We start from the raw sequence: 24,389 nt of genomic DNA, 5'->3' as shown, positions 1-24,389 counted from the left end.
TCAGGGGTGCCAGATGGCGACGTCGATCCCTCGCCTCCGCTCCGCGAAACGACCATCTCGGGCCGCTTCGGACAGCAGGCGACGCAGGTCCGCCTCGAAAGCGGGAAGTCGATCGGCGAACAGGTGTGGTGCCGAGCTGGACAGCGAGAACACCGCAGAGGCGATCTCGTCGACGCCGCGCTCCACCACCACCATCCCCTGCTCGACGGTGATGCGAAAGGGACCGGAGAAGCCGGCCTGCCGCATGATCTCTTCCTGCCCGCCGGGGGTGCCGGCGGGCAGCCACCCCTGACCGGCCCGGCGGACCGGTCCCAGGTAACCAGCGACCAGGTCGTCGATCTGCTGCCACGGCGGCCGGGGGTACGGCAGCGGGTCGTCCCCGATCACGCCCTGGTGGGTGTTGGCGCTGACGTGGACCCAGGCTCCGCCCGGTGCGAGCATGTCGCGGACGAGACGGGCCACGAGGAGCCGATCCATCCAGTGGAACGACTGGGCGAACGTGGCCACCCGGAACGTGCCCAGGCCGGCCGGCAGGGCCTCGGCGCGGAGGTGCCGCCACCCGACGTTGGTGACCCCGACCTCGCCGGCCCTGCGCTGCGCCTCGTCGATCATGCCCTGGTCGGCGTCGACGCCCACCGCTGCCTCGAACAGGGGCGCGAGCAGGAGCGTCACCGATCCGGGTCCGCATCCGACGTCCAGCAGTCGGCCGGTGCCGTCGAGCCCGAGTGCCTCGGCGACGGCCTCGGCGAGGCCGGGCGGGTAGGGCATGCGCCCGACGCTGTAGTGGCTCGCGCTGCCCGCGTACAACGTCTCGTCCCATTCCCACGCCGTCGCTGCCACGACGTCGATGAGACCACAGGATCCGGAGAAAGATCCGACACCCTTGACAACGTCCGCGCACACACGGGTGTCTTCCCTCATGTGACGACCGCAATGAAGCACCGACCAGCCGGGACGGCGAGCGACTCGGAGCACGATTTTCGGGTTTTCGTCCAGGGGATCGCCCCATCGTTGCACCGCACGGCGTACCTGCTCTGCGGGGACTGGTACCTGGCCGACGACCTTGTCCAGGAGGCCCTGGCGAAGGCGTACAGCAATTGGCGCAAGGTCCAGAGGGCCGACAGCCCGTCCGCGTACGTGCGACGCATCCTGATCAACGAGTCGCGACGCGGCTGGCGCCGGGTCCGGAACATCACCGTGCACGCCGACGTCGACGGCACCGTCGCGGACATGTCCGACGAGGTGGTGAACCGCGCCGAGCTGCTCCAGGCGTTGCAGTCGCTGCCCGCGCGGCAGCGGGCGACCGTCGTCCTGCGGTTTCTCGAAGGGCTCAGCGAGCGGGAGACCGCCGCGGTCCTCGGGTGCAGCGAGGGCACCGTCAAGAGCCAGACGAGCCGGGCGTTGATCAAGCTCAAGTCCGTACTGAACCGAGGAGAGATCTGACCATGCCACACGACACCGAGGCACGTCTGAGCGCGACTCTGCAGGGCATCGTCGGGGACCGGCCGTACGCGCCCGACCTCGAGCAGATCGAGAGCCGCGGGCGGAAGCTGCGGCACCGCCGCCTGGCGTGGCGCGCGACCGCCGGCACCGGCTTCGCCGCCGCGGTCGCGGCGGTCGCCGTGGTCACCGCCGGCACCGGCACCCAGGCCCCGGCACCCAACCTCGCCGCCCCGAAGCCCGCGGCGACCGGCAGCGCGACCACCGAGAACGCTCCGCTGGTGAAGCTGGTCGGCTATCTGACCACCGCCCCGCAGCCCGAGGGCGACGCGACGCTCGTGCTGCGCGACCAGGTTTACACGGACGGCCTCAAGGTCGATGTCTGGGACCTGTTCGCCGACAACGGCGACCTCTACTTCGCCAAGACCCGGGGTGCCCTCCCTGCACAGGTGAAGGGGAAGCACGCGACGAGCGGCGAGGACGAGGCCGGGAGGAAGAAGGCGGTCGCGGCGGCGGAGTACGCGGCCAAGGGCGACCTGAACGAGGCCCGCAAGAGAATGGCGCTCGCGTACGTGAAGGACGCGAGGACCGCGCCGACTCTCGAGGCGCCCGGCGCCAAGCCGTCGATCGACGCCAATATCGCCGCGAAGCTCAAGGCCACCGGTCAGGACGCGTCCTCCGTGGGCAACCGGACCGACAACTGGGTCTGGGAAAACTCGATGGACGCCCTGAAGGCGGGCGCCGGCAGCCCGACGGTCCGCGCCGGGGTGGTGCGGCTGCTGGGGCAGATGCCCGAGGTCAAGGTCACGGAGGGCAACCTCGACGGCCAGCCGGTGATCACCCTCGCCGCCGGCGCGCTGATCACCAGCGGCGGCACCGACAGCCTGACCATCGACGCCGACACCGGCCTGCTGATCAAATACGTCTCGGAGAGCGTGGGCGTGACCATCAACTACACGGTGACCCGCGTGACTCTCGCGGACGTGGCCGAGGGCAAGTTCTGACCCGCACCGACTGACGCCAGGGCCGGCCCGTCCGTCGGCCCTGGCGTCCTCGCGCCGTCCCTCCGGGCCGGCCGACGGAGACCACAAGACGAACGCCCGGCGGGTCCTTGCGGACCTGCCGGGCGTTCACGTCTGCTCAAGCGAGCGGAGGATCCAAGTGGAGCCCACGCCGACGTCGGGCGGTGGTCGTCGTGGTGACGGTGGTCGCGGTGGCCGCGGGTGTGGTCACGATCGCCTGGGTCCGGCGTACCGCGTCTCCTTGGCCAGCAATGGCTGGCACTCCGTATGAAATTCTACTCGGATCGGATGGCTGCCCGGTCATCGAGGAGCGGCGCCAGTTCGTCGACGCCCATGGCCCGCTGGTGCCGCCCGGCGTCACGGAGGTGCTGCTGTGCACCACACCCACGGCACTGCCTATCCAGCGTCCCGGGGTGGCGCACCCGCCACCTCAGCGGGTGCTGCGTGCCGGGGCCGCCGACTTCGCCGCGCTGCTCAACCGACTACCCAACCGCAACGATGCCTGGCGGCAGTGGCAGCGGCGACACAGCGGCTGGTGGCCCGATGCCGCCCCAGAGCCGATGGGCGAGGCCTGCCCCTTGATCGGATACAGCCACGAGCACTCGTTCGTGCTGCGCTATCCGGACCGGCACCAGTGCCGCTGATCTACCCGTGTGGCGGCCAGGCGGGCGGCCTCACGTCGGGCACTCGGACCCGGATGGATTACACCAAACCGCACCTAGTGGACGAGTTCCTGAGCCGCTTCCAGCAGCAGTAGCCCATCCGTCCGGGGATCCCACCAGCAACGGGAGCGTCTCCCCGATGGAAGGGCTGCAGCAGTGTCCGGCCTCCTGGTCCGGGCACCGCCGCCGTCGTCCCTCCTGTCAGCGCCCCCGTGATCTCTGTCGTAAGTGGACCGCCGTTGGTCGGCCTGACGCATCGCAACACGCTAAAGCCCGACGGGATAAGGGATTTGTAACGTGACCCGCTCGATCGTCGCTCATGACGCGAGGGGCGCAGACGCCCCTACCGGTCCAGCGACATGCCGGCCGGCCCCTACGGCAGACAGGACCCCATGTCTTCCACCTCTCATCCACGTCGTCGTTTCGCCCAGGCGCTCAGCCTGGGCTTACTTGTGTCGTTGGTGACCGCGGTGCTGCCCGCGTCACCGGCCCTCGCAGCGCCCAGCCGGGCTGACCTGACGGTAACCGCCACCGGTGTCGCCCCCCGTGACCAGGTCGTCGACGTCGGCGGTGGAGTCACCGTGGAGGTCGAGGTCCGCAACATCGGCAGGAATCGGGTCGAGGACGTCACCCTGACCTACGGTCTACCGGCCGGCGCCTACTTCACTGACGGCAACTGGCCGCCAGAGGGCTGGCAGTGTGACTTCGTCGCCGGCACCTGCACGTACGGGACGCTCGCTGCGGGGGCGAGCGCCCCGAAGCTGCGATTCGACTTCTCCTTTCCGCCCGCCCCGGCCGGCACGACCGCAGCGGTGACCGCGACGGCCACGACGACCAGCAGCGAATTGTCCACGGCCAACAACGTGGGCGAGGCCACGATCGCCTACGTCCGGGGGGTGACCGACCTGGAGGTCACGGCGGTTCAGGCCAATCCCGCCGAGGCGATCGTCGGCGACACAGTGAACATCTCCGTGCAGGTGGGCAACGCGGGCAACATGGCCGCCCGCGACATCCACGTCACGGTGCCGCTGCCGGACGGCTTCGCCCGTGTCGGAGAGCCGTACAACTATCCCTGGCACTGCACGTTCGGCACCGACCCCGCCTCCGGCCGGCCAGCCTGGGACTGCGTAAACACCTACATCGCGGCCGGATACACCCCCGATCCAATGCAACTGACCGCCACGGTGGCCAGCGCCGCGCCGGGTGACATCGCGACCGTGACCGCTACGGCGACAACCACGTCGCTGGAAGACGACATCTCCGACAACACCGCCCAGTCCACCGTCGCGATCGTTGAGCCGGCGACAGTGCGCGGCACCGTTTGGCTGGACGCTGACCGGGACGGGGTGCGGGATGCCGAGGAGTCGGGCGTGACGAACAGCGGCCTTCAGGTCTCGGTGCACTCCGACTCGACGGGCCACAACCGCGTATCCGCGTCGGTCAACGCGGACGGCACGTTCACCGCGCAGATCCGGCCCGGTGGTGTCGTGGCGGACTTCTACCTTCGGAAGCCGTACTGCTTCACTCCCACCGCCGACGCACCCCTGGCCAGTTACGACAACAGCTCTCCCTACGAGAGTCGGGCCTGGACCAACCCGGTCACCGTTACCGCCGGCGGCGAAGCTGTCGTCAACGCGGCCGTCGTGACCTGCTGACCGCCCGCTGAGCACTCGATCCGGGGCGGCGCGGGTATCGCCCCGGATCGAGTCGCTTCGAATCAGCGTCATCGAGATCAAAGACTGGCCTGTCGCCTTAATTCTTGATCTCTTTGTCCCGAGCCTGCTTGTGCGTCGCCTACATCCGGACCGCAAGCGCCGGAACGGCTGCTGGGGCCTAGACGGTTGCGATGGCCCCAACCTGGTGTGCACCTGCGGGGCAGAGGTCGCGACCGAATCCTCGGCCTGCTGGACTGCCCCGGTTGTGCGGCTGCAACCCCTCGCCGTGGTTCGAACCGTCGGAGCGGCTAGCACCCCTGAGCGCTGCCTTGCAAAGGCGGGGGAGAGCGGCGCCAGACCGCCGCCCGAGCGCCCGGCGCAGGGCAAGTGAGACGACAACTGGGACGGCAGCGGCCGTAGAGACGACTCAGGGCCGGTCCCCGTAGGGGCCGGCCCTGTCGTTCGTGCTGCTCAGGCGAGCGGAGGATACGAGATTCGAACTCGTGAGGGTGTAAACCCAACACGCTTTCCAAGCGTGCGCCCTAGGCCTCTAGGCGAATCCTCCGCGAGCCAGGATACAGGCCCCCACGGGCAGGGTCACCCCACCACCCCCTGAAGATCGACGGGCCGTCGGGTAGGCTTGGCGTCACCTCCCGTGCGGCGGTATCTCGTGAACCTCCCCAGGGCCGGAAGGCAGCAAGGATAAGCGAGCTCTGCCGGGTGCACGGGAGGCCTTTTTGTCTGTGGGCCTGGTTGATCCACTCGACATCGGTGATGTCGGGGCATCCCGGGCATGCGGACACCCCGGTTTCCAGGAAGCCGAGTCGATCAAGCGCGGTAACCCAAGGTGCCCGGCGGGGTGGGTGGTCACCCGCGCCCGACCGGCGCAGAATGGCTCGGTCGAGAGGAGGCGGGACGAGTGACGCTGGCGCTCTACCGCAAGTACCGGCCGCGTACCTTCGCCGAGGTCATCGGGCAGGAGCACGTCACCGAGCCGTTGTCGCAGGCCCTGCGTAGCGGGCGGCTCAACCACGCCTACCTCTTCTCCGGCCCCCGTGGCTGCGGCAAGACCACCAGCGCCCGGATCATGGCCCGCTCGCTCAACTGTGAGCAGGGCCCCACCCCCGAGCCGTGCGGCAAGTGTGCGTCCTGCCGCTCGCTGGCGACCGACGGCACCGGCTCCATCGACGTGATCGAGATCGACGCGGCCAGCCACGGCGGTGTCGACGACGCCCGCGAGCTGCGCGAGCGTGCCTTCTTCGCGCCGGCCAGCAGCCGCTTCAAGATCTACATCATCGACGAGGCGCACATGGTCTCGACGCAGGGCTTCAACGCCCTGCTCAAGCTCGTCGAGGAGCCCCCGGAGTACGTCAAGTTCATCTTCGCCACCACCGAGCCGGAGAAGGTCCTCGGCACGATCCGGTCTCGGACCCACCACTACCCGTTCCGGCTGTTCCCGCCGAAGGTGGTGCGCCCCTATCTGGAGCAGCTCTGCGAGGCGGAGGGGGTCACCGTCGAGCCGGCGGTCTTTCCGCTGGTGGTGCGCGCCGGTGGCGGCAGCATGCGGGACAGCCTCTCCGTGCTCGACCAGCTCATCGCCGGCGCCGGCGCGGAGGGGGTCAGCTACGCCCGGGCCGTCGCCTTGCTCGGGGTCACCGACTCGGCGCTGATCGACGAGATGTGCGACGCGCTGGCCGCCGGTGACGGCGCCGCCGCGTACGCCACCGTCGACCGGGTCGCCGAGGCCGGGCACGACATGCGCCGGTTCGCCTCCGACCTGCTGGAGCGGCTGCGCGACCTGATCGTTCTCCAGCAGGTGCCGGACGCCGCCGCGAAGGGCCTCATCGACGGCCCCGCCGACCAGATCGAGCGGATGGCCGCCCAGGCTTCGCAGCTCGGCTCGGCCACGCTGTCCCGCTGCGCCGACATCGTGCACAACGGGCTGGTCGAGATGCGCGGCACCACCGCGCCCCGGCTGCTGCTGGAGCTGATCTGCGCCCGGATGCTGCTCCCCGGCGCGGACGACACCACCGGCGGCCTGCTCCAGCGCCTGGAGCGGATGGAACGCCGGCTCACCCTGGGCGGCGCCGACGCCGGCTCCGCGCCGGCCACCAACCCGGTGGTACGCCCACAGCCGGCCACTCCGTCCCCGGCTGCCGCCGCCCCGGCACCCGCCGCCGCCCCGACCTCGGCACCCCCGTGGAACGTCGACCCAGCCCCGAGCGCTCCGGCCCCGAACGCCGCAGGCTCGAACGTGACGGCCCCGAACGCCGACTCCCCGATCCCGGCGTCACCCGGCGCGTCGGCGACCGCCGCGCCGACCTCCGCCGACCGGGGCGCACCCGCCGGCACCGGTTCGCCCGGGGGGTCGCCGGCCCCACGTCGCGCGGTGCCGCCGTCGGCGGTGCTCCCCGACCCGGCGACGCCGGAGCCGCCCCGACCCGGTGCCACGCCGGCTGCGCTGGACGCGGTCACGGTCCGCAGGGCGTGGCCCGACGTGATCGGCAAGGTCAACCGGACCAACAAGCGGATCGCCGCCCTGATGCGTGACGCGGTGGTGCGCGAACTCGACGGCGACATGCTGGTGCTGACGGTGAAGTCCACCGTGCTGGCCAAGATGATGGCCGACCACGCGGCGGTGCTGACCGACGCGCTCTACGAGGAGTTGGGCGGGCGCTGGCAGATCCGCTGCGAGGTGGCCGGCGAGCGGGGCGGCGTGTCGTTGTCCGGCCCGCCACGCTCGCAGCCCGCCGCGCCGGCCCGACCCGCCCCGGTGGACACCCCTCCCGCTCCCGCCACCCCGCCGAGCACCAACGCCGCACCCGTCCCGAGCGGCGCCCCGGGTGACCTGCCCGGTGGGTCGCCCGGTGCGCGCGGCGGCCCCGGTGTCTCGTCCGCCGGTCAGGCCGCGAGCCCGCACGGCGGTGGCCAGCCCGTCGGCCACAGTGCGGGTCCGCAGGGCAGTGGCCAGCCCGTCGGCCACGGTGCGAGTGGGCAGGGCGCAGCCCGGCCCGTCGGCCATACTGCGGGTCGGGAGGGCGGTGGCCAGCCCGGCGGATCGGCCGCGCCGGCCGACGCCGAGGACGACTGGCCGGAAGCGGCCCGACCCGGCGGCAGCGCCCCCGCCGCCGAGGCGACGGACGACGAGGACTGGCCGGAGGCCGCCCGGCCGGGCGGCTCGGCCGCGGACGACCCCACCGGCGGTTCCGGCGCGACCGGTGCGAATGGCGCCGGCCCGGGGCGTACCAACGGGACCGGCGCCCAGTCGAACGGGCACGGCTCGGGTGCGGCGGCCGGAGACGGCAGGCCCGGCGGTCGGGCCAACCCGACGCCGGCGGCCCGCCAGCCGGCCACCGGCGGTGCCCCGGTGAGCAGTGCCATCGCCGCGGCCCGCGCTGCGGCGGCGGGGCGCGGTCCGCGTACCGGAGCGGCGGCCCGGCCCGTCGCGGACGCCGAATGGGCCGGCGAACCGCCCTACGACCCGGACTTCGACGGTCCGGTACGCGGCGGCAAGCCGGGTGGCGCGGCGCCCCCGGCGACCCCGACCTACGAGGGGTTCGATCCGGGCGACGAGCCGCTGGACGAGGTCATCGACGAGAAGACCGCCCGGGAGTCCAGCGAGGAGCAGGCGGTACGGCTGCTCCGCGAGACGTTCGGCGCCGAGAAGATCGACGAGGTCGACGCGCGCTAGCAGCGCTGGTCACTCGGCGGTGGCTCCGGTCGGTGTGTCCGACCGGGCGGACGTTGCCCGGCCGGCGGACGTCTCGGCGAGCAGGACGCCCAGGCAGCAGGCCCAGAGCGGGAAGGGCAGCACGGCGACCCGTTCCATGCCGCCCACCCCGATCCCCATGCCCTGCTGGGCGAAGAACAGCACCGTGCCCACGAGCGCGGTCAGCCCGGCGGCGAGGGTGAGCCGTCGCCACCGGCCGAGCAGCGTGGTGCCCGGTGCGAAGCCGGCGAGAAGCAGCCCGACGTTGCCCAGCCCCATAATCAGGACTGCGCCGAGGACGTGCAGGTTCTCGTCGACATCCGCCGGGTAGAGGGCCGCCAGGGCGTACCCGCCGGTGGCCAGCAGCAGGAGCGTCTGGGCCGACCGCACCACGCCACCCCGACCGAGGAGCCGCCAGGTCAACAGCAGCCCGGCCGCGAGCAGGACGGCGGTGGCCAGCGTCGCGATGTTCATCAGCGGGTGCCAGGGGGAGCAGACGTAGCGGGGTCGGGTGGTGTCCCAGATCCCGCAGTGGACGTTGCCGAGGTCGCTGATGTTGTGGATGGCCCAGCTGTAGGTCGGCTGGCGCCAGCGCAGGCCGGTGACGAGGCTGGCAACGAGGAAGGCCGGCGCGGCAGCGGCCCAGCACAGCGCGCCGATCCGTCCGGTGCGGTTGAGGTTCATGCCGTCGAGCAGACCAGTGCGCCCGACCCCGGCGCACTACCTCCAGATGGCCGGTTCGGGGTGGTGGTAGCCGTACCCCGGCAGGCCGTTCGGGCGGGGTGGACGGTGTTCGCGGGCGCTGTCAGGATGTGCGCCGTGAAGATCACCTCGACTCCAGAGGGAGGTGCCGCGGACTCCGCCGACACCAGTTCAGTTCGGCGGCCTTCGTCGGTGCCGAGCGGGCCGGCGTGTGGGCCGTCGCGGGCCGGGACGAGATCGTCGTGATCGTCAGCGCGGTCGGCGGTTCGGCGGACACCGTGCCCGTCGTCGAGTCCCTGGTCCGCGAGCAGTACGACCGGCTCTGACCCGCGCCGTCCCCTGTTTCCGGAGGAGCCCGGAAGACCCGGCGTGGGCGGACGCACCGGGCGGGGCGGGGTCGGTCACAGCGGTTAGGCTGGGCGGCGGCCCAGCAGACGAGTGCGAGAAGGAGCCATCCGTGCGCCCAGGTGGACAGCCGAACATGCAGCAGATGCTGAAGCAGGCGCAGAAGATGCAGCAGCAGATCGCCACCGCCCAGGCCGAGCTGGCCGAGGCGGAGCTGACCGGCACTGCCGGCGGTGGGCTGGTCACCGCGACCGTCTCCGGTGCCGGCGAGCTGAAGGCGATCAAGATCGACCCGAAGGCCGTCGACCCGGACGACGTGGAGACCCTGGAGGACCTGGTCGTCGCGGCCGTGCACAACGCCGCCGAGGCGGCACGGGAGCTGACCGAGCGCAAGATGGGCCCGGTCACCGGCGGCATGGGCGGCCTCGGCCTGCCCGGTTTCTGAGCGGCAGATGTACGAAGGTGCCATCCAGGATCTGATCGACGAGCTGGGTCGGCTGCCGGGCGTGGGCCCGAAGAGCGCCCAGCGGATCGCGTTCCACGTCCTGTCGGCCGATCCGACCGACGTCAACCGGCTGGCCGGCGCGCTGCGCAAGGTCAAGGAGCTGGTCCGGTTCTGCACGACCTGCTACAACGTGGCCGAGTCCGAGCAGTGCCGGATCTGCCGCGACCCGCGCCGCACCAACGAGGTGTTGTGCGTGGTGGAGGAGCCCAAGGACGTGGTGGCCATCGAGCGGACCGGTGAGTTCCGCGGCCGCTACCACGTGCTCGGTGGCGCGATCAATCCGCTGGAGGGGATCGGGCCCGACAATTTGCGCATCCGGGAGCTGATGATCCGGCTCGGCGAGGGCACGGTCCGGGAGCTGATCCTGGCCACCGACCCCAACACCGAGGGCGAGGCGACCGCCACGTACCTGGCGCTGATGGTGAAGCCGATGGGGATCTCGGTGACCCGGCTCGCCAGCGGCCTGCCGGTCGGCGGCGACCTGGAGTATGCGGACGAGATCACCCTCGGCCGGGCCTTCGAGGGTCGCCGGGCCGTCTGAGTCGGACTACGTACGACCGATGGTCGGTGCCCTGTACGGGTGCCGGCCATCGTCGCGTCGATGCCCGGAAATGATCTGACACCTGCTTCCTCCTGCGGCCTGTTCGACGTAACAGTTTGGCATCACGGGTGCGGATTGCACGGTTTCGAGCCCTGTTGACCTTCGAATCGAATGTCAAGCGACGATTGAGGCACGATCCGATACCAACCGTCCACCCGGCGGTTTCCGGGTGGACGCAACGGGAGCTATGGTCACCGCCATCGGTGACCCCTGTCACCACGTTGTCCGTACCCCCAAGGACGAGGTGAAGCACGATGCGTGCACCCAGGCCGAAGGTCGCGATCGCGGCCGTCGCGGTCGCGGCCCTCGCGGTAGCAGGCTGCGCCGAGAGCAACCGCGACGACAGCTCCAGCGGTAGCAAGAAGGACACCCTCGTCTTCGGCGTTGCCGGAGACCCGAAGGTGCTCGACCCGAGCTTCGCCAGCGACGGTGAGTCGCTGCGTGTGGCGCGTCAGGTCTTCGAGACCCTGGTCCGACCGGAGGAGGGTGGCACCAAGGTCACCCCCGGCCTGGCCGAGTCGTGGACCCCGGACGCCGCCGGCACCACCTGGACCTTCAAGCTCCGGTCGGGCGTCAAGTTCCACGATGGCACCGAGTTCAACGCCGAGGCCGTCTGCGCCAACTTCAACCGGTGGTACAACGCCAAGGGCCTCATGCAGAGCCCGGACGTGACCGCGTACTGGCAGGACGTCATGGGCGGCTTCGCCAAGAACGAGGACGCGGACCTGCCGCCGAGCCTCTTCAAGTCCTGCGCCGCCAAGGACGCCACCACTGTGGACCTGTCCTTCACGCGGGTCTCCAGCAAGATCCCGGCTGCGCTGATGCTCCCCTCGTTCTCCATCCACAGCCCGAAGGCGCTGCAGGAGTTCGACGCCAGCAACGTCGCCGGCACCGCGGAGGACATCAAGTACCCGTCGTACGCGACGGAGCACCCGACCGGCACCGGCCCGTTCAAGTTCAAGGCCTGGGACGTCGCGAACAAGACGCTGACCCTCGAGCGCAACGAGGACTACGCGGGCACCAAGGCCAAGCTGAAGACCCTGATCTTCAAGACGATCTCGGACGAGAACGCCCGCAAGCAGGCGCTGCGCTCCGGTGACATCCAGGGCTACGACCTGGTCGGCCCGGCCGACGTCGAGCCGCTGAAGGGCGAGGGCTTCAACGTCCTCACCCGCCCGGCGTTCAACGTGCTCTACCTGGCGATCAACCAGAAGGGCAACCCGAAGCTCGCCGACATCCGTGTCCGGCAGGCGATCGCGTACGCGCTGAACCGTCAGCAGCTGGTCGACTCGAAGCTGCCGCCGGGCGCCAAGGTGGCCGACAACTTCATGCCGGACACCGTCGAGGGCTGGAACGGCGACGTCACCAAGTACACCTACGACCCCGCCAAGGCGAAGGCGCTGCTGGCCGAGGCCGGCGCGTCGAACCTGACGCTGAAGTTCCACTACCCGACCGAGGTCACCCGGCCGTACATGCCGAACCCGAAGGACATCTTCGAGCTGCTCTCGGCGGACCTGAAGGCCGTCGGCATCACCGTCGAGGCGATCCCGCTCAAGTGGAGCCCGGACTACCTCAACGCCACCACCTCCGGCAGCAAGCACGACATCCACTTCCTGGGCTGGACCGGTGACTACGGCGACGCCTACAACTTCATCGGTACCTTCTTCGACCGGCCGAAGGACGAGTGGGGCTTCAACAACAAGGCCCTGTTCGACCAGTTCAAGGACGCGGACACCACCGCCGACATCGCGGCCCGGACCGAGAAGTACAAGGCCCTGAACAAGTCCGTGATGGAGTTCCTGCCCGGTGTGCCGATCTCGCACTCGCCGCCGGCGATCGTGTTCGGCAAGGACGTGACCGGCGTCAAGGCGAGCCCGCTCACCGACGAGCGGTACGCCACCGCCGAGTTCAAGTAAGTCCTGATCTGACGCAAGGAACGCGGGCGGGCGCTGTCGCACAGCGCCCGCCCGCAACCCTCCGCACCCCTTCGAGGCCGCCGTGTTCCGGTTCATCGTCAGACGCCTGCTTCAGCTGATACCCACGCTGTTCGGGCTCTCCCTTCTGCTCTTCATCTGGCTCCGCCGGCTCCCCGGCGGCCCCGAGACCGCCATCCTCGGCGAGCGCGGCACGCCTGAGATGCGTGCCGCCATCCGCCGCAACATGGGCCTCGACGAGCCCATCCTCGTGCAGTACGGACGATTCGTACGGCGGATGATCAAGCTCGACCTGGGCACCTCGACCTCCACCAAGCGGGCGGTCACCACGGAGTTCATCGAGCGCTTCCCCGGCACCGTCGAGCTGACCATCACCGCGATGATCATCGCGATCGGTATCGGCATCCCGCTGGGCTATCTGGCCGCCCGCCGTCGCGGCCGGTTCCTGGACCACGCCTCCGTGGGCGGCTCGCTGATCGGCATCTGCATCCCGGTCTTCTTTCTGGGCTACGTGCTCAAGGCGATCTTCTCGGAGAACCTGCACTGGTTCCCGTCCAGCGGCCGGCAGGACCCGACGCTCGGCGCGACCCGGGTGACCAACTTCTTCGTCCTCGACGGGTTGATGACCCGCGAGTGGGACGCCGCCGCCGACGCCCTCTGGCATCTGGTGCTGCCCGCCATCGCGCTCGCCAGCATCCCGCTGGCGATCATCGTCCGGATCACCCGGGCGAGCGTGCTGGAGGTGCTCAACGAGGACTTCGTCCGGACCGCCGAAGCCAAGGGCCTGACCGAGCAGACGGTCCGTCGCCGGCACGTGCTGCGTAACGCGATGCTGCCGGTGGCCACCTCCATCGGCCTGCTCGCCGGCGGTCTGCTCTCCGGCGCCGTGCTGACCGAGACCGTCTTCGCCTTCAGTGGCATCGGAGCCTTCGTCGCCGAGGCCATCGGCCAACGCGACTATCCGGTGCTGATGGGCTTCATTCTGATCATCGCGGTGGTGTACGTGCTGGTGAACCTTCTGGTCGACCTCTCCTACAGCTTCATCGACCCGAGGGTGAGGGTGCGATGACCCTCAGCCCGGGCAAGAAGCGCGAAAAGATCGACCGGCTCTCCGAGCTGGCTGCCCGCGACGACGAGCGTGGGGTCAGCCTCTGGCAGGAGGCGTTCCGCCGGCTGCGGGGCAACCCGGCGGCGATCGTCGGCGCGATCATCCTGGCGCTCTTCGTGCTGGTCGCGGTGGTCGGCCCGTTCCTCGTGCCGTACGCGCCGACCGACACGATCGGCATCCGCGAAGGGCTGATCAAGCCGGGTGTCATCCCCGGCGTCAACGGCGATCACTGGTTCGGTTACGACCACCAGGGCCGGGACGAGTTCAGCCGGATGATCGTGGGCGCCCGGCAGACCCTGCTGGTCGGCGTGGTCTCCACCCTGATCGGTCTGGCGATCGGTGCGCTGATCGGCGGCGTCTCCGGCGCCGCTGCCGGCCTCGGTGGCCGGTGGGGGCGGTGGATCGACACCACCCTGATGCGGTTCATCGACATGCTGCTGGCGATGCCGAGCCTGCTGCTGGCGGTCAGCATCGCCGCCCTGCTCGGCGCCAGCCTGACCACGGTGATGATCGCCGTCGGCGTGGTCTCGGTGCCGGTCTTCGCCCGGCTGCTGCGCGGTTCGATGATCTCCCAGGCCAACAGCGACTACGTGCTGGCGGCCACCTCGCTCGGCGTGAAGAAGTCGAAGATCGCGCTGACCCACGTGGTGCCGAACTCGCTCGCCCCGGTGATCGTGCAGGCCACGCTGACCCTGGCCACCGCGATCATTGAGGCCGCGGCACTCTCCTTCCTCGGCCTGGGCAACCCCGACACCGCCGTTCCGGAGTGGGGGGTCATGCTCGCCGACGCGCAGCAGTACCTCGGCATCCGGCCGTCGTTGGCGATCTACCCTGCGGTCGCGATCATCATCACCGCGCTCGGCTTCACCCTGCTCGGTGAGGCGATGCGCGAGGCCCTCGACCCGAAGCTGCGGAAGTAGGCCCAGTAATGGCACTGCTCGAAGTGGACGACCTTTCCGTCACGTTCGCCCGGCGCGGCCAGCGTGCCGTGCACGCGGTCGACGGAGTGTCCTTCTCGGTCGACGCCGGTCAGGTGGTCGGCCTGGTCGGCGAGTCCGGCTGTGGCAAGAGCGTCACCTCGCTGGCGATCATGGGACTGCTGCCGAAGCAGCCCGGTCTGCGCGTTGGGGGCAAGGCCGTCTTCGACGGCACCGACCTGCTCCAGCTCGACGACCGGTCCCGGCGGGACATCCGCGGCCGGGACATCGCGATGATCTTCCAGGACCCGCTGTCGTCACTGAACCCGGTGATCCCGATCGGGTTGCAGGTGACCGAGGTGCTCACCCGGCACCGGGGGATGAAGGGCGACGCCGCCGCGAAGGAGGCGGCGTCGCTGCTGGACCGGGTCGGCATCCCGGACCCGAAGCGCCGCCTGAAGGAGTACCCGCACCAGCTCTCCGGCGGGATGCGGCAACGGGCGCTGATCGCCATGGCGGTGGCCTGCCAGCCTCGGCTGCTGATCGCCGACGAGCCGACCACCGCCCTGGACGTCACCATCCAGGCCCAGATCCTGGAGCTGCTCAAGGGGCTGGTCCGGGACTCCGGCACCGCCCTGCTGATGATCACGCACGATCTCGGTGTGGTGGCCGGCATGTGTGACACCGTCAACGTGCTCTACGGCGGCCGGGTGGTGGAGACGGCCCGCCGTCGTCCGCTGTTCCGCGAGCCGCGCCACCCGTACACCGTGGGTCTGCTCGGCTCCGTGCCGCGCCTGGACGCCGGGCGGGGCGAGAAGCTCAACCCGATCCCCGGTTCGGTGCGTGACCTGCTGCCCTGGCCGGACGGCTGCGCCTTCGCCCCGCGTTGCGCCCGCCGGATCGACGACTGCGTGGGTCAGCCACCGGAGCTGGTGCACACCTACGACGGGCGGAGCTACCGGTGCGTCAACCCGGAGCCGGTGCCCGGCACGGTGCCCGCCCCGCGCGAGGAGGAATCAGCGTGAGTGACAAGGACATCCTCGTCGAGGTGCGCGACCTGAAGGTGCACTTCCCGATCAAGCGGGGAGTGCTCTTCGACCGGGTGGTCGGCCACGTGAAGGCCGTCGACGGGGTCGACCTGAGCATCCCGCGCGGCAAGACGTACGGCCTGGTCGGCGAGTCCGGCTGCGGGAAGTCCACCCTCGGGCGGGCGCTGCTCCAGCTCAACCCGCCGACGTCGGGCGAGGTCAGCTTCGACGGCGTCGAGCTGACGACCCTGCCGGCGGGCAAGCTGCGCAGCATGCGTCGCCGGATGCAGATGATCTTCCAGGATCCGATGTCCAGTCTCGACCCGCGGCAGAACGTCGAGTCGATCCTGACCGAGGGTCTGCAGACCCACGGGATCGGCACCGACCGTACCGACCGGCGGCGGATCATCGGCGAGACGCTGGACGCGGTGGGGCTGCCCCGCTGGGCGCTGTCCCGCTACCCGCACGAGTTCTCCGGTGGGCAGCGCCAGCGCATCGGCATCGCCCGCGCGCTGGTGCTCGGGCCGGAGCTGATCGTCGCCGACGAGCCGGTCTCGGCGCTCGACGTCTCGATCCAGGCCCAGGTGGTGAACCTGCTGGACGAGCTGCAGGACAGCCTGGGGCTGACCTACCTGGTCATCGCGCACGATCTCGCGGTGGTCCGGCACATCTCCGACACGGTCGGCGTCATGTACCTGGGCGCGCTGGTCGAGGAGGCGCCGAGCGACCGGCTCTACACCGAGCCGCTGCACCCGTACACCCGGGCGCTGATGTCCGCGGTGCCGGTGCCGGACCCGGACGTGGAGGACAACCGCGAGCGGATCCTGCTCGCGGGCGACCTGCCCTCGCCGGCCAACCCGCCGTCCGGCTGCCGCTTCCACACCCGCTGCCCGTGGGCGCAGCCCACCCGCTGCAAGGACGAGCGGCCGGTGCTGCGGGAGATCGGCGCCAGCCGGGTCGCCTGCCACTGGGCCGAGCAGATCGCCACCGGCGAGCTGCGTCCGCACCAGGTCAGCGTGGAGATCGTCCGCCCCGAGGGCGAGGGCGAGTCGCCGGGCGTGGTGTCCGCCCCCAGCGAGCCCGGCTCCTACGTCTGAGCCCCACCGTCCCGATGAGCGTGACACCTCTCAGGCATCGACATTCCTGAGAGGTGTCACGCTCGACGGACCGCCGCCCGAGGGGGGATCAGCCCTCCGGGCGGTGCAGCAGGGCCACCGCGATGCCGTGCACCGCGTCCAGCCCCGCCGGGTCGGCCAGCCCGACCGTCCCGCCGGTCACCACGTACCACTCGTCCGCGTCCTTGTACTGCACGCGCAGCGTGACCCGGCCGTCCGCGTACTCGGTGCGCAGGGTCAGATCGCCGGTCACGACCCCGACCTCGTCGGTCATCACCCCGCCCGGCCCGGGCACGATGTCGGCGGTCCGGTTCTGCGCACCGCCGGCGCCGTCCGCATCAGCCACCATGCCGGCCCCCGGCACGGCGGCCGGCGTCTCGGCCGTGCCGTCGGCGGTCATCCCGGCGGTGGTCGGGGCGGTGTCACCGGCCGCCTCGCCGCCTGTCACGGCTTGTTCGCTCATGTGCAGCCCTCCAGCATGTCGGTCAGGGCGGTCTTCTCGGCACTGGTCACCGTCAGCCGCCAGTGGTGCTTGACCGTCACCCAGTTCTTGGCGTACTGGCACCAGTACGACCGGTTCGCCGGTTTCCACTGGGACGGGTCCTGGTCACCCTTTGCCCGGTTGGAGGACGCGGAAACCGCGATGAGCTGCGGACGTGTCGTGTCGTTGGCGAAGTCGCCGCGCTTCGCGTCGTCCCACTCGTTGGCACCCGAGCGCCACGCGTTGGCCAACGGCACCATGTGGTCGATGTCCACGTCGGAGGGATCGGTGGCGCTGCGACCGTCGTACACGCTCTCCCAGCGCCCGCCGACCACGTTGCAACCGGAGAGTTTCACGTCCTTGCCGTCGCGCTGCAGGATGCTGTCCCGCACGTCGCAGTTCTTGCCGGTGTCCCGCCAGTGCGGGAAGTGGTCGCGGCTGTAGCCCTTCATCGAGCCGGCGGTGGCGACGGTGAGCTGGCCCAACAGCTCCACGGCATTGCCACCGCCGCTCGGTGGCGGCGTGTCCGGCTCAGCGGGCGGGACGCACCCGGCTACGCCGAGCGCCAGCGCGGCGACGAGCGCGGCCACCGCCACGCGCGGTCCTGATCTGGTACGCACAGACGACACCTCTCCAGCTTGCGGGCTCCCGGCGATTGCGCACAGTACCCGGGCATGGTTTCGGCGTTTCGTGGCGTCTCCCACATGGTGCAAGGCAGATTGGTGGGATGACCGCTCCCGTACCGGCGCCCGCGCTGCGGATGGGCACCGCCGCCGGCCGGGGCACCCTGCTCGCCGCGGTGCTCGCATCCGGCATGGTCTTCCTGGACAGCACGGTCGTCAACGTCGCCCTGCCGAAGCTCGGCCAGGACCTCGGCGCGAACGTGGCCGATCTCCAGTGGACCATCAACGGCTATCTGCTGATGCTGGCGGCGTTCGTGCTGCTCGGCGGGGCACTCGGCGACCGGTTCGGCCGGCGGCGGGTCTTCCTCGTCGGGGTGGTCTGGTTCACCGCCGCCTCGGTGCTGTGCGGGTTGGCCCAGGGGACCAGCTGGCTGATCGCGGCCCGGTTCCTCCAGGGTGCCGGCGGCGCCCTGCTCACCCCCGGATCGCTGTCGGTGCTCCAGGCCAGCTTCCACCCCGACGACCGGGGCCGGGCGATCGGCGCGTGGGCCGGCCTGTCCGGCGTGTCCACCGCCCTCGGTCCGTTCATCGGCGGCTGGCTCATCGACGCGCTCTCCTGGCGGTGGATCTTCTTCCTCAACCTGCCGGTGGCCGTGCTGGTGCTGCTGGCCGCCCTGCGCTGGGTGCCGGAGAGCCGGGACGAGAGCGCCTCGCGGACCGCCGGGCCGGGTCGGACCCGGCACCGGTTCGACGTGCTCGGCGCGCTGCTCGGCGCACTCGCCCTCGCCGGCGTCACGTACGCCCTGATCGACGCGCCGGCGCGCGGCTTCGACTCGGCCCCGGTGCTGATCGCGGCGCTGGTCGGGGTGCTGGCGGCAGTGGCCTTCGTCGTGCTGGAACGACGGCGCGGCGACGCCGCGATGCTGCCCACCGGGCTGTTCGGCAGCCGGCTCTTCTCGGTGCTGAACATCTTCACCGTCGTGGTCTACGCCGCGCTCGGCGGGTTCACCTTCTTCTTCGCCGTCTACCTGCAGAACGTGGTCGAGTGGTCGGCCTTCCGCACCGGGATCGCGCTGCTGCCGATGACGGTGCTGCTGCTGGTCGGATCGGCCCGGGCCGGCGCCCTGTCGGCGCGGATCGGCCCCCGGCTGCCGCTGAGCATCGGCCCGGTCGTGGCCGCCGTCGGTCTGCTGCTGCTGCGCGGTGTCGGCCCCGGCGCGTCGTACTGGCGGGACGTGCTGCCCGGGGTGCTGCTCTTCGGCATCGGACTGACCCTGGTGGTGGCCCCACTCACCGCGTCTGTGCTGGCCGCCGTCGAGGACCGGTTCTCGGGGGTGGCCAGCGGCTTCAACAACGCCGCCTCCCGGGCCGGGGGCCTGCTGGCGGTGGCCGCGCTGCCGCTGCTGGTCGGCCTCTCCGGAGGCGGGTACGAGCAGAAGGCCGAGCTGACCGACGCGTTCCGGGGCGCGATGATCTGGTGTGCCGGGCTGCTGCTGGCCGGTGCGGTGCTGGCCCTCGTCCTGGTCCACCGACCGCCCCGGTCCGCTCCACCGTCGCAGCCCTGCCACTCGATGCCCACCGCCACACCCCCGCACTGAGCACTGCGGGGGTGTGGCGCGGGTGTCTCAGCTGCGGGCGCGGTTGACGGCGCTGGTGACCGCCTTGATCGACGCGGTGACGATGTTGGCGTCGGTGCCGACGCCCCAGACCGTCCGACCGTCGACCTCACACTCCACGTACGCGGCGGCCTGAGCGTCACCACCGGAGGAGAGCGCGTGCTCGTGGTAGTCGAGCACCCGCACGCCCACCCCGACCGACTGCAGCGCGTTGACGTACGCGTCGATCGGGCCGTTGCCGACCGCCGTGAGCGACCGCTGCTCGCTGCCCACACCGACCTGGGCCTCGATCTCGACCTTGCCGTCGGTGGTGCCGAGCGTGTAGCCGGCCATCCGGAAGGCCGGGTCGGGCTGGTGGTCGAGCAGGTAGTGCGTCGCGAAGATCTCCCACATGGCGGTCGGGTCGACCTCGCCGCCGTCGTGGTCGGTGACCTGCTGCACCACTCCGGAGAACTCGATCTGGAGCCGGCGGGGCAGGTCCAGCTGGTGCTCGCTCTTCATGATGTACGCGACGCCGCCCTTGCCGGACTGCGAGTTGACCCGGATGACCGCCTCGTAGGTGCGGCCCAGGTCCTTCGGGTCGATGGGCAGGTAGGGCACCGCCCAGGTCTGCTCGTCCACCGGTACGCCGGCGGCCGCCGCGTCGACGGCGAGGGCGTCGAAGCCCTTCTTGATGGCGTCCTGGTGGGAGCCGGAGAAGGCGGTGTAGACCAGGTCACCGGCGTACGGGTGGCGCTCGTGCACCGGCAGTTGGTTGCAGTACTCCACGGCCCGCCGGATCTCGTCGATGTTCGAGAAGTCGATCATCGGGTCGATGCCCTGGGAGAAGAGGTTGAGCCCCAGCGTCACCAGGTCCACGTTGCCGGTGCGCTCGCCGTTGCCGAACAGGCAGCCCTCGATCCGGTCGGCGCCGGCCAGCAGGCCCAGCTCTGCGGCGGCCACCCCGGTGCCCCGGTCGTTGTGCGGGTGCAGGCTCAGCACCACGCTGTCCCGCCGCGGCAGGTGCCGGTGCATCCACTCGATCGAGTCGGCGTACACGTTCGGAGTGGCCATCTCGACGGTGGCCGGCAGGTTGATGATCAGCTTCCGGTCCGGCGTCGGGTCGATCACGTCGATCACCCGTGAGCAGACCTCCAGCGCGTACTCCAGCTCGGTGCCCGTGTAGGACTCCGGCGAGTACTCGTAGTAGATGTCGGTGTCCGGGGTGTGGATCTCCGCGTACTTCTGGCAGAGCCGCGCGCCGGTGGTGGCGATGTCGGCGATGCCGTCGCGGTCCAGGCCGAAGACCACCCGCCGCTGGAGCGTGGAGGTCGAGTTGTAGAAGTGCACGATGGCCCGCTTCGCCCCGCGCAGCGACTCGAACGTCCGGTCGATCAGGTGCTCCCGGCACTGAGTGAGCACCTGGATGGTGACGTCGTCGGGGATCATGTCCTGCTCGATGAGCTGCCGGACGAAGTCGAAGTCGGTCTGGCTGGCCGACGGGAAGCCGACCTCGATCTCCTTGTAGCCCATCTGGACCAGCAGCTGGAACATCCGGCGCTTACGCTCGGGCGACATCGGGTCGATCAGCGCCTGGTTGCCGTCGCGCAGGTCCACGGCGCACCAGCGCGGCGCGGTGTCGACGTGCCGGGTGGGCCAGGCGCGGTCGGGCAGGTCGACCCGCAACTGCTCGCGGTAGGGCTGGTAGCGGTGGTACGGCATCCGGCTGGGGCGCTGCCGGGCGATCGGATCGGTCTCAGCGTCGGTGGCAGGTTGAGCCATCTCAGAGTGCTCCCTGGAACATGTGGCGTCAGCAGATCGGAAGGTGTCGGCGAGATGCCGGGCGACGGTGCGCGGCGGTGCCGAGAAGAAACTCGGATGTGCTGGACGGCGCGATGCGACTCCGCGACGAGGTGCCGGCCGGTTAGGCCTCGTCGCGGCGGCTAAGGAGAAGCAGCGCCTGCCACATGACCAAGTCACCCTACGTGATGGAACGGGGGGTGGGAAGGTAGGTCCGGACTATGGGACCGGCGTCATGGTCCGTTCCGGCGCCGCAGCACCCAGCCGCGGTGTCCGCCCGGCCCAACCCACCACGGGTACGATCGCCAGCCCGACCAGCGCGAAGATCGCTGCGGCCGGTAACCATCCCCACCCGCCGGTGGTCACCCCGAGCGCGGTCAGACCGACTGGGGCGATCAGGTACTGCACCTGGGAGCCGAGCCGGAACGCCCCCACGTACGCGCCGCGCTGGCCGGCCGGCGGGAGGGAGGCGGTGAGGCCCCAGGCGCCCGCCGACTCGATCAGCTCGGCCAGGATCAGCACCGTCGCGGCGGCCACCAGCACCACCACGGTGAGCGCGCCCCGGGTCAGCCCGGAGATCGGCAGGACCAGACAGAACAGGGCGATCAGCAGGGCTCCCCGGCGGGAGGCCCGAGCGGCGCCCGACGCGGTGTCGGCACCCCGGCTGGCGCGTACCTGAAGCAGCACGATCAGGACCGTGTTGAGCAGCACCAGCCCGGCGATGACCGTCTTCGGAGCGTCGGTGTGGGTGAGGATCCAGAGCGGCATCACCGTCAGGTAGAGCGTCTGGTGCGCGGTGAGCAGCCCGGAGAGCAGGGACACCGCCATGAACGGGCGGTCCCGGAGCACGGCGAGCCGGCCCATCGGCTCCACCGGCCGGGCTACCTCCGGGAGCCGGGGCAGTCGCCGCACGAAGAGAGCCGTCACCAGGAAGACCGCCGCGATGAACCAGACCATCCCTCGGTACGCCGCCATCGTGTCCACCGCCAGCACCACGCCGCTGATCACCGCACCGAGCCCGAACCCGACGTTCAGTGACGAACGCTGGTACGCCATCGCCGTGACCCGTTCGGCCGGGGGGAGCGCGTTGATCGAGTAGACCTGCCGGGCCACGCCGGTCGAGGCGTCCACGGCGGCCAGCGCCACCACCACGGCGAGGAACCCGGCGAAGCCCCCCACGAACGGGTAGGTCGCGAACAGCGCCGCGTCCAGTACCAGCCCGCAGATCCAGACCCGCTGCGGTCCGTACCGGTCGGTGAGCCCGCCCAGCGGCACCGTACCCAGCAGCGACACCCCCGCCGCGATGGACAGCCCCAGCCCGACCTGGGCGGCGCTGAGCCCGAGCGCCCGGGTGAAGAAGACGGCGCTGCCGGCGTGGAACAGGCCGCTGCCGACGGCGTAGACCATGGCCTGCACGGCCAGGGCGCGGGTCAGCCCGGCCGGCGGTACGACGTTTCGGACAGCGATGCGGATGGTTTCTCTGGCCCCCATGGCCGGGAGTGAACCGTGCCCCCACGACCTCGGTCGAGCCTTTTAGGCTGAGTCAAATCCTGCGCCGGGGGTGGCCATGTCCGAGTTGCGGTTCAGCCTGGCCGACGTGGCGGGAGTGCGGCTCGCCGTGTCGCCGGCCAACGAGACGGTCATGAGCATGTGGGCGCTGGCCAGCCCGGTTCACTACGCGGTGCATCTGCCCTGGATCGACCGCGCCCGGGTGACTCTGCGTCGTCCCGAGGTGGCCGGTCGGGTCCGACCGCTGGTGGAGCTGGCCCGGCCGCGGTGCTGGCTGCCCGACTTCCTCACCCCGGCGGCCCGGCCGAACGTGGAGATGGCCGAGCAGCTCGACCAGATCGCGGCGACGCCACCGGACGTGGTGGTCCAGGATCTGCTGGCGACCACCCCGCGTCGGCCGTTGAGCGCGTACGGGCGGGCGCTGCTCACCGAGCCCCGCGAGCTGCTGCCGCAGCTCGTCGACGCGGTGCGGGTCTGGTACGACGAGGCGATCGCCCCGGACTGGCCGCGGATGCGGGCGCTGCTCGACGCCGACGTGGCGTACCGCGCTGCTCAGCTCGCCGAAGGGGGTGCCGGTCAGTTCTTCGAGCAGCTCCACCCGAGTCTGCGCTGGCACGGTGACCGGGTGGTCAGCGACGACCCGTTCGAGCGGGACTTCGACCTCCGCGGTCGTGGGTTGGCGCTGAACCCGACGGTGTTCACCGAGCGGCGGGTGCTGTGGAACCTGTTGGAGGACTCGCTGCCGGCCGGGGCGTACCCGGTCCGGGCGGTCGGAACGCTCTGGGAGGCGACCGGGACACCGGCCGGCGACCCGCTGGCACGGGTGATCGGCCCCGGGCGTGCCGCGCTGCTGCACCTGCTCGACACCGCGGCCACCACCACCGACCTGGCCAGACTCGCCGGGATGTCCGCCGGAAACGTCTCCCAGCACCTGGCCGCGCTGCACGCCGCCGGCCTGGTCCACCGGTCCCGACAGGGCCGGCACGTCCTCTACCGCAACACCGATGCCGCACGGGTCCTGCTCCGGGCCAGCCGGGGCGGGTGACCCGAGGGGCGATCAGGCGAGCAGCAGGTCGGCGACCGGGCGGCGGTGGCGCAGACCGGTCTCCCGGGCGCGCAGCTCGGCCGGGAGGGCGAACGGGTCGCCGAGCCGGCCGACGGCGGCGACCACCAGCGGTCGGACGCCGCCGGGCAGGTCGAGTTCGGTGGCGAGGCCGGCCTGATCGAAGCGGGTGAGTTGGCGTACGTGCAGGCCGAGCGCGGTGGCCTGCAGAGTCAGGTGGGCCATCGCCTGACCGAGGTCGTACGCGGCCCGCTCGGCGTCGCCGCCGGTGTGCGCGCCGACCACCAGGGTCGCGGCGTGCCGGGCCCACACCTGGTCGCTGCCCGGGAGGCTGATCAGGATCCGCTTCCAGTTGTCGTCGTCCCGGTGACCGAGGGCGAACCGCCAGGGCTGCCCGTTGTCCGCCGAGGGTGCCCACCGCGCGGCCTCCAGCAGTGAGGCCGCCTCGTTCGGGGTCAGTTCGGCGCTGGGGTCGAAGGCCCGAGGGCTCCAGCGGAAGGCGAGCAGCGGGGTCAGGTCAGCCATGGCGAGAATCGTCCTGTATGGGTGATTCGCGGCTCAGGCCAGCCTCGCTG

At 70.9% G+C, this 24,389-nt stretch carries 21 protein-coding genes, 1 tRNA gene and 1 other RNA gene; 15 read left to right on the top strand and 8 right to left on the bottom strand.

From position 1 onward, the window contains the following. The gene (locus M8C17_RS16925) at positions 1 to 840 is read right to left on the bottom strand and encodes a class I SAM-dependent methyltransferase (protein ID WP_252417431.1); all 840 of its coding nucleotides are present in this window, start codon (positions 838 to 840) and stop codon (positions 1 to 3) included. A 93-nt stretch (positions 841 to 933) separates the two neighbouring features. On the opposite strand from M8C17_RS16925, the gene M8C17_RS16920 reads away from it, so the two are divergent. The 4 genes from M8C17_RS16920 (at position 934) to M8C17_RS16905 (ending at position 4,779) form a co-directional block, all read left to right on the top strand. Next, positions 934 to 1,443: a SigE family RNA polymerase sigma factor gene (locus tag M8C17_RS16920; protein ID WP_256482800.1), complete on the top strand. Its 510-nt coding sequence runs from the start codon at positions 934 to 936 to the stop codon at positions 1,441 to 1,443. A gap of 2 nt (positions 1,444 to 1,445) precedes the next feature. Next, on the top strand, positions 1,446 to 2,444 hold the full coding sequence (locus M8C17_RS16915; protein ID WP_252417429.1) for a hypothetical protein: 999 nt from the start codon (positions 1,446 to 1,448) through the stop codon (positions 2,442 to 2,444). A gap of 269 nt (positions 2,445 to 2,713) precedes the next feature. Continuing rightward, positions 2,714 to 3,106: a hypothetical protein gene (locus M8C17_RS16910; RefSeq protein ID WP_252417428.1), complete on the top strand. Its 393-nt coding sequence runs from the start codon at positions 2,714 to 2,716 to the stop codon at positions 3,104 to 3,106. Positions 3,107 to 3,516: 410 nt separating this feature from the next. Then, complete coding sequence (locus M8C17_RS16905; protein WP_252417427.1) at positions 3,517 to 4,779, top strand: DUF11 domain-containing protein; 1,263 nt, start codon at positions 3,517 to 3,519, stop codon at positions 4,777 to 4,779. Between the two features lie 480 nt (positions 4,780 to 5,259). On the opposite strand, the gene M8C17_RS16900 is transcribed toward M8C17_RS16905, so the two are convergent. Then, positions 5,260 to 5,344 (bottom strand) — tRNA-Ser (locus M8C17_RS16900). A gap of 82 nt (positions 5,345 to 5,426) precedes the next feature. Here M8C17_RS16900 and ffs point away from each other — a divergent pair. Further along, positions 5,427 to 5,516, top strand: an RNA gene (gene ffs, locus M8C17_RS16895) — signal recognition particle sRNA small type. A 182-nt stretch (positions 5,517 to 5,698) separates the two neighbouring features. Continuing rightward, positions 5,699 to 8,470 (top strand): DNA polymerase III subunit gamma and tau, encoded by a 2,772-nt coding sequence (locus M8C17_RS16890; protein WP_252417426.1) that lies wholly within the window; start codon positions 5,699 to 5,701, stop codon positions 8,468 to 8,470. Positions 8,471 to 8,479: 9 nt separating this feature from the next. On the opposite strand, the gene M8C17_RS16885 is transcribed toward M8C17_RS16890, so the two are convergent. Further along, positions 8,480 to 9,172 (bottom strand): DUF998 domain-containing protein, encoded by a 693-nt coding sequence (locus tag M8C17_RS16885; RefSeq protein ID WP_252417425.1) that lies wholly within the window; start codon positions 9,170 to 9,172, stop codon positions 8,480 to 8,482. Between the two features lie 499 nt (positions 9,173 to 9,671). On the opposite strand from M8C17_RS16885, the gene M8C17_RS16880 reads away from it, so the two are divergent. The 7 genes from M8C17_RS16880 to M8C17_RS16850 all read left to right on the top strand — a co-directional run bounded on the left by M8C17_RS16880 (position 9,672) and on the right by M8C17_RS16850 (position 16,725). Further along, complete coding sequence (locus M8C17_RS16880) at positions 9,672 to 9,980, top strand: YbaB/EbfC family nucleoid-associated protein (protein WP_252417486.1); 309 nt, start codon at positions 9,672 to 9,674, stop codon at positions 9,978 to 9,980. 7 nt (positions 9,981 to 9,987) lie between these two features. Beyond that, positions 9,988 to 10,581: a recombination mediator RecR gene (gene recR, locus M8C17_RS16875; RefSeq protein WP_252417424.1), complete on the top strand. Its 594-nt coding sequence runs from the start codon at positions 9,988 to 9,990 to the stop codon at positions 10,579 to 10,581. A 314-nt stretch (positions 10,582 to 10,895) separates the two neighbouring features. After that, entirely contained in the window at positions 10,896 to 12,557 is a 1,662-nt protein-coding gene (locus M8C17_RS16870) for an ABC transporter substrate-binding protein (RefSeq protein ID WP_252417423.1), read from the top strand. Positions 12,558 to 12,639: 82 nt separating this feature from the next. Then, entirely contained in the window at positions 12,640 to 13,644 is a 1,005-nt protein-coding gene (locus tag M8C17_RS16865) for an ABC transporter permease (RefSeq protein WP_252417422.1), read from the top strand. Continuing rightward, positions 13,641 to 14,603: an ABC transporter permease gene (locus M8C17_RS16860; protein WP_252417421.1), complete on the top strand. Its 963-nt coding sequence runs from the start codon at positions 13,641 to 13,643 to the stop codon at positions 14,601 to 14,603. Before M8C17_RS16865 ends, M8C17_RS16860 begins: the two co-directional genes overlap by 4 nt. Before the next feature lie 8 nt (positions 14,604 to 14,611). Then, the gene (locus M8C17_RS16855; RefSeq protein WP_252417420.1) at positions 14,612 to 15,625 is read left to right on the top strand and encodes an ABC transporter ATP-binding protein; all 1,014 of its coding nucleotides are present in this window, start codon (positions 14,612 to 14,614) and stop codon (positions 15,623 to 15,625) included. Beyond that, positions 15,622 to 16,725: an ABC transporter ATP-binding protein gene (locus tag M8C17_RS16850; protein WP_252417419.1), complete on the top strand. Its 1,104-nt coding sequence runs from the start codon at positions 15,622 to 15,624 to the stop codon at positions 16,723 to 16,725. The genes M8C17_RS16855 and M8C17_RS16850 overlap by 4 nt, the downstream gene beginning before the upstream one ends. Before the next feature lie 88 nt (positions 16,726 to 16,813). Here the strand turns inward: M8C17_RS16850 and M8C17_RS16845 are convergent, their stop codons facing one another. Together M8C17_RS16845 and M8C17_RS16840 are read right to left on the bottom strand one after the other, a co-directional pair. Beyond that, the gene (locus M8C17_RS16845) at positions 16,814 to 17,206 is read right to left on the bottom strand and encodes a hypothetical protein (RefSeq protein ID WP_252417418.1); all 393 of its coding nucleotides are present in this window, start codon (positions 17,204 to 17,206) and stop codon (positions 16,814 to 16,816) included. Then, positions 17,203 to 17,844, bottom strand: a complete 642-nt coding sequence (locus tag M8C17_RS16840) for a DUF1524 domain-containing protein (protein WP_252417417.1) — start codon at positions 17,842 to 17,844, stop codon at positions 17,203 to 17,205. The genes M8C17_RS16845 and M8C17_RS16840 overlap by 4 nt, the downstream gene beginning before the upstream one ends. 107 nt (positions 17,845 to 17,951) lie before the next feature. Here M8C17_RS16840 and M8C17_RS16835 point away from each other — a divergent pair, with 107 nt between their 5' ends. Further along, positions 17,952 to 19,445, top strand: coding sequence for an MFS transporter (locus tag M8C17_RS16835; protein WP_252417416.1), 1,494 nt, complete (start codon positions 17,952 to 17,954; stop codon positions 19,443 to 19,445). A 27-nt stretch (positions 19,446 to 19,472) separates the two neighbouring features. Here the strand turns inward: M8C17_RS16835 and leuA are convergent, their stop codons facing one another. Together leuA and M8C17_RS16825 are read right to left on the bottom strand one after the other, a co-directional pair. Next, the gene (gene leuA / locus M8C17_RS16830) at positions 19,473 to 21,224 is read right to left on the bottom strand and encodes a 2-isopropylmalate synthase (RefSeq protein ID WP_252417415.1); all 1,752 of its coding nucleotides are present in this window, start codon (positions 21,222 to 21,224) and stop codon (positions 19,473 to 19,475) included. 237 nt (positions 21,225 to 21,461) lie between these two features. Continuing rightward, positions 21,462 to 22,733, bottom strand: coding sequence for an MFS transporter (locus M8C17_RS16825; RefSeq protein WP_252417414.1), 1,272 nt, complete (start codon positions 22,731 to 22,733; stop codon positions 21,462 to 21,464). Positions 22,734 to 22,809: 76 nt separating this feature from the next. On the opposite strand from M8C17_RS16825, the gene M8C17_RS16820 reads away from it, so the two are divergent. Then, complete coding sequence (locus tag M8C17_RS16820; protein WP_252417413.1) at positions 22,810 to 23,796, top strand: ArsR family transcriptional regulator; 987 nt, start codon at positions 22,810 to 22,812, stop codon at positions 23,794 to 23,796. Positions 23,797 to 23,808: 12 nt separating this feature from the next. On the opposite strand, the gene M8C17_RS16815 is transcribed toward M8C17_RS16820, so the two are convergent. Then, positions 23,809 to 24,339, bottom strand: a complete 531-nt coding sequence (locus M8C17_RS16815) for a nitroreductase family protein (RefSeq protein ID WP_252417412.1) — start codon at positions 24,337 to 24,339, stop codon at positions 23,809 to 23,811. Positions 24,340 to 24,389 lie beyond the last annotated feature (50 nt).

Source organism: Micromonospora sp. RHAY321 (assembly GCF_023896955.1).
Taxonomy (GTDB): domain Bacteria; phylum Actinomycetota; class Actinomycetes; order Mycobacteriales; family Micromonosporaceae; genus Micromonospora.
This window is presented reverse-complemented; position numbering and strand designations above follow the sequence as displayed.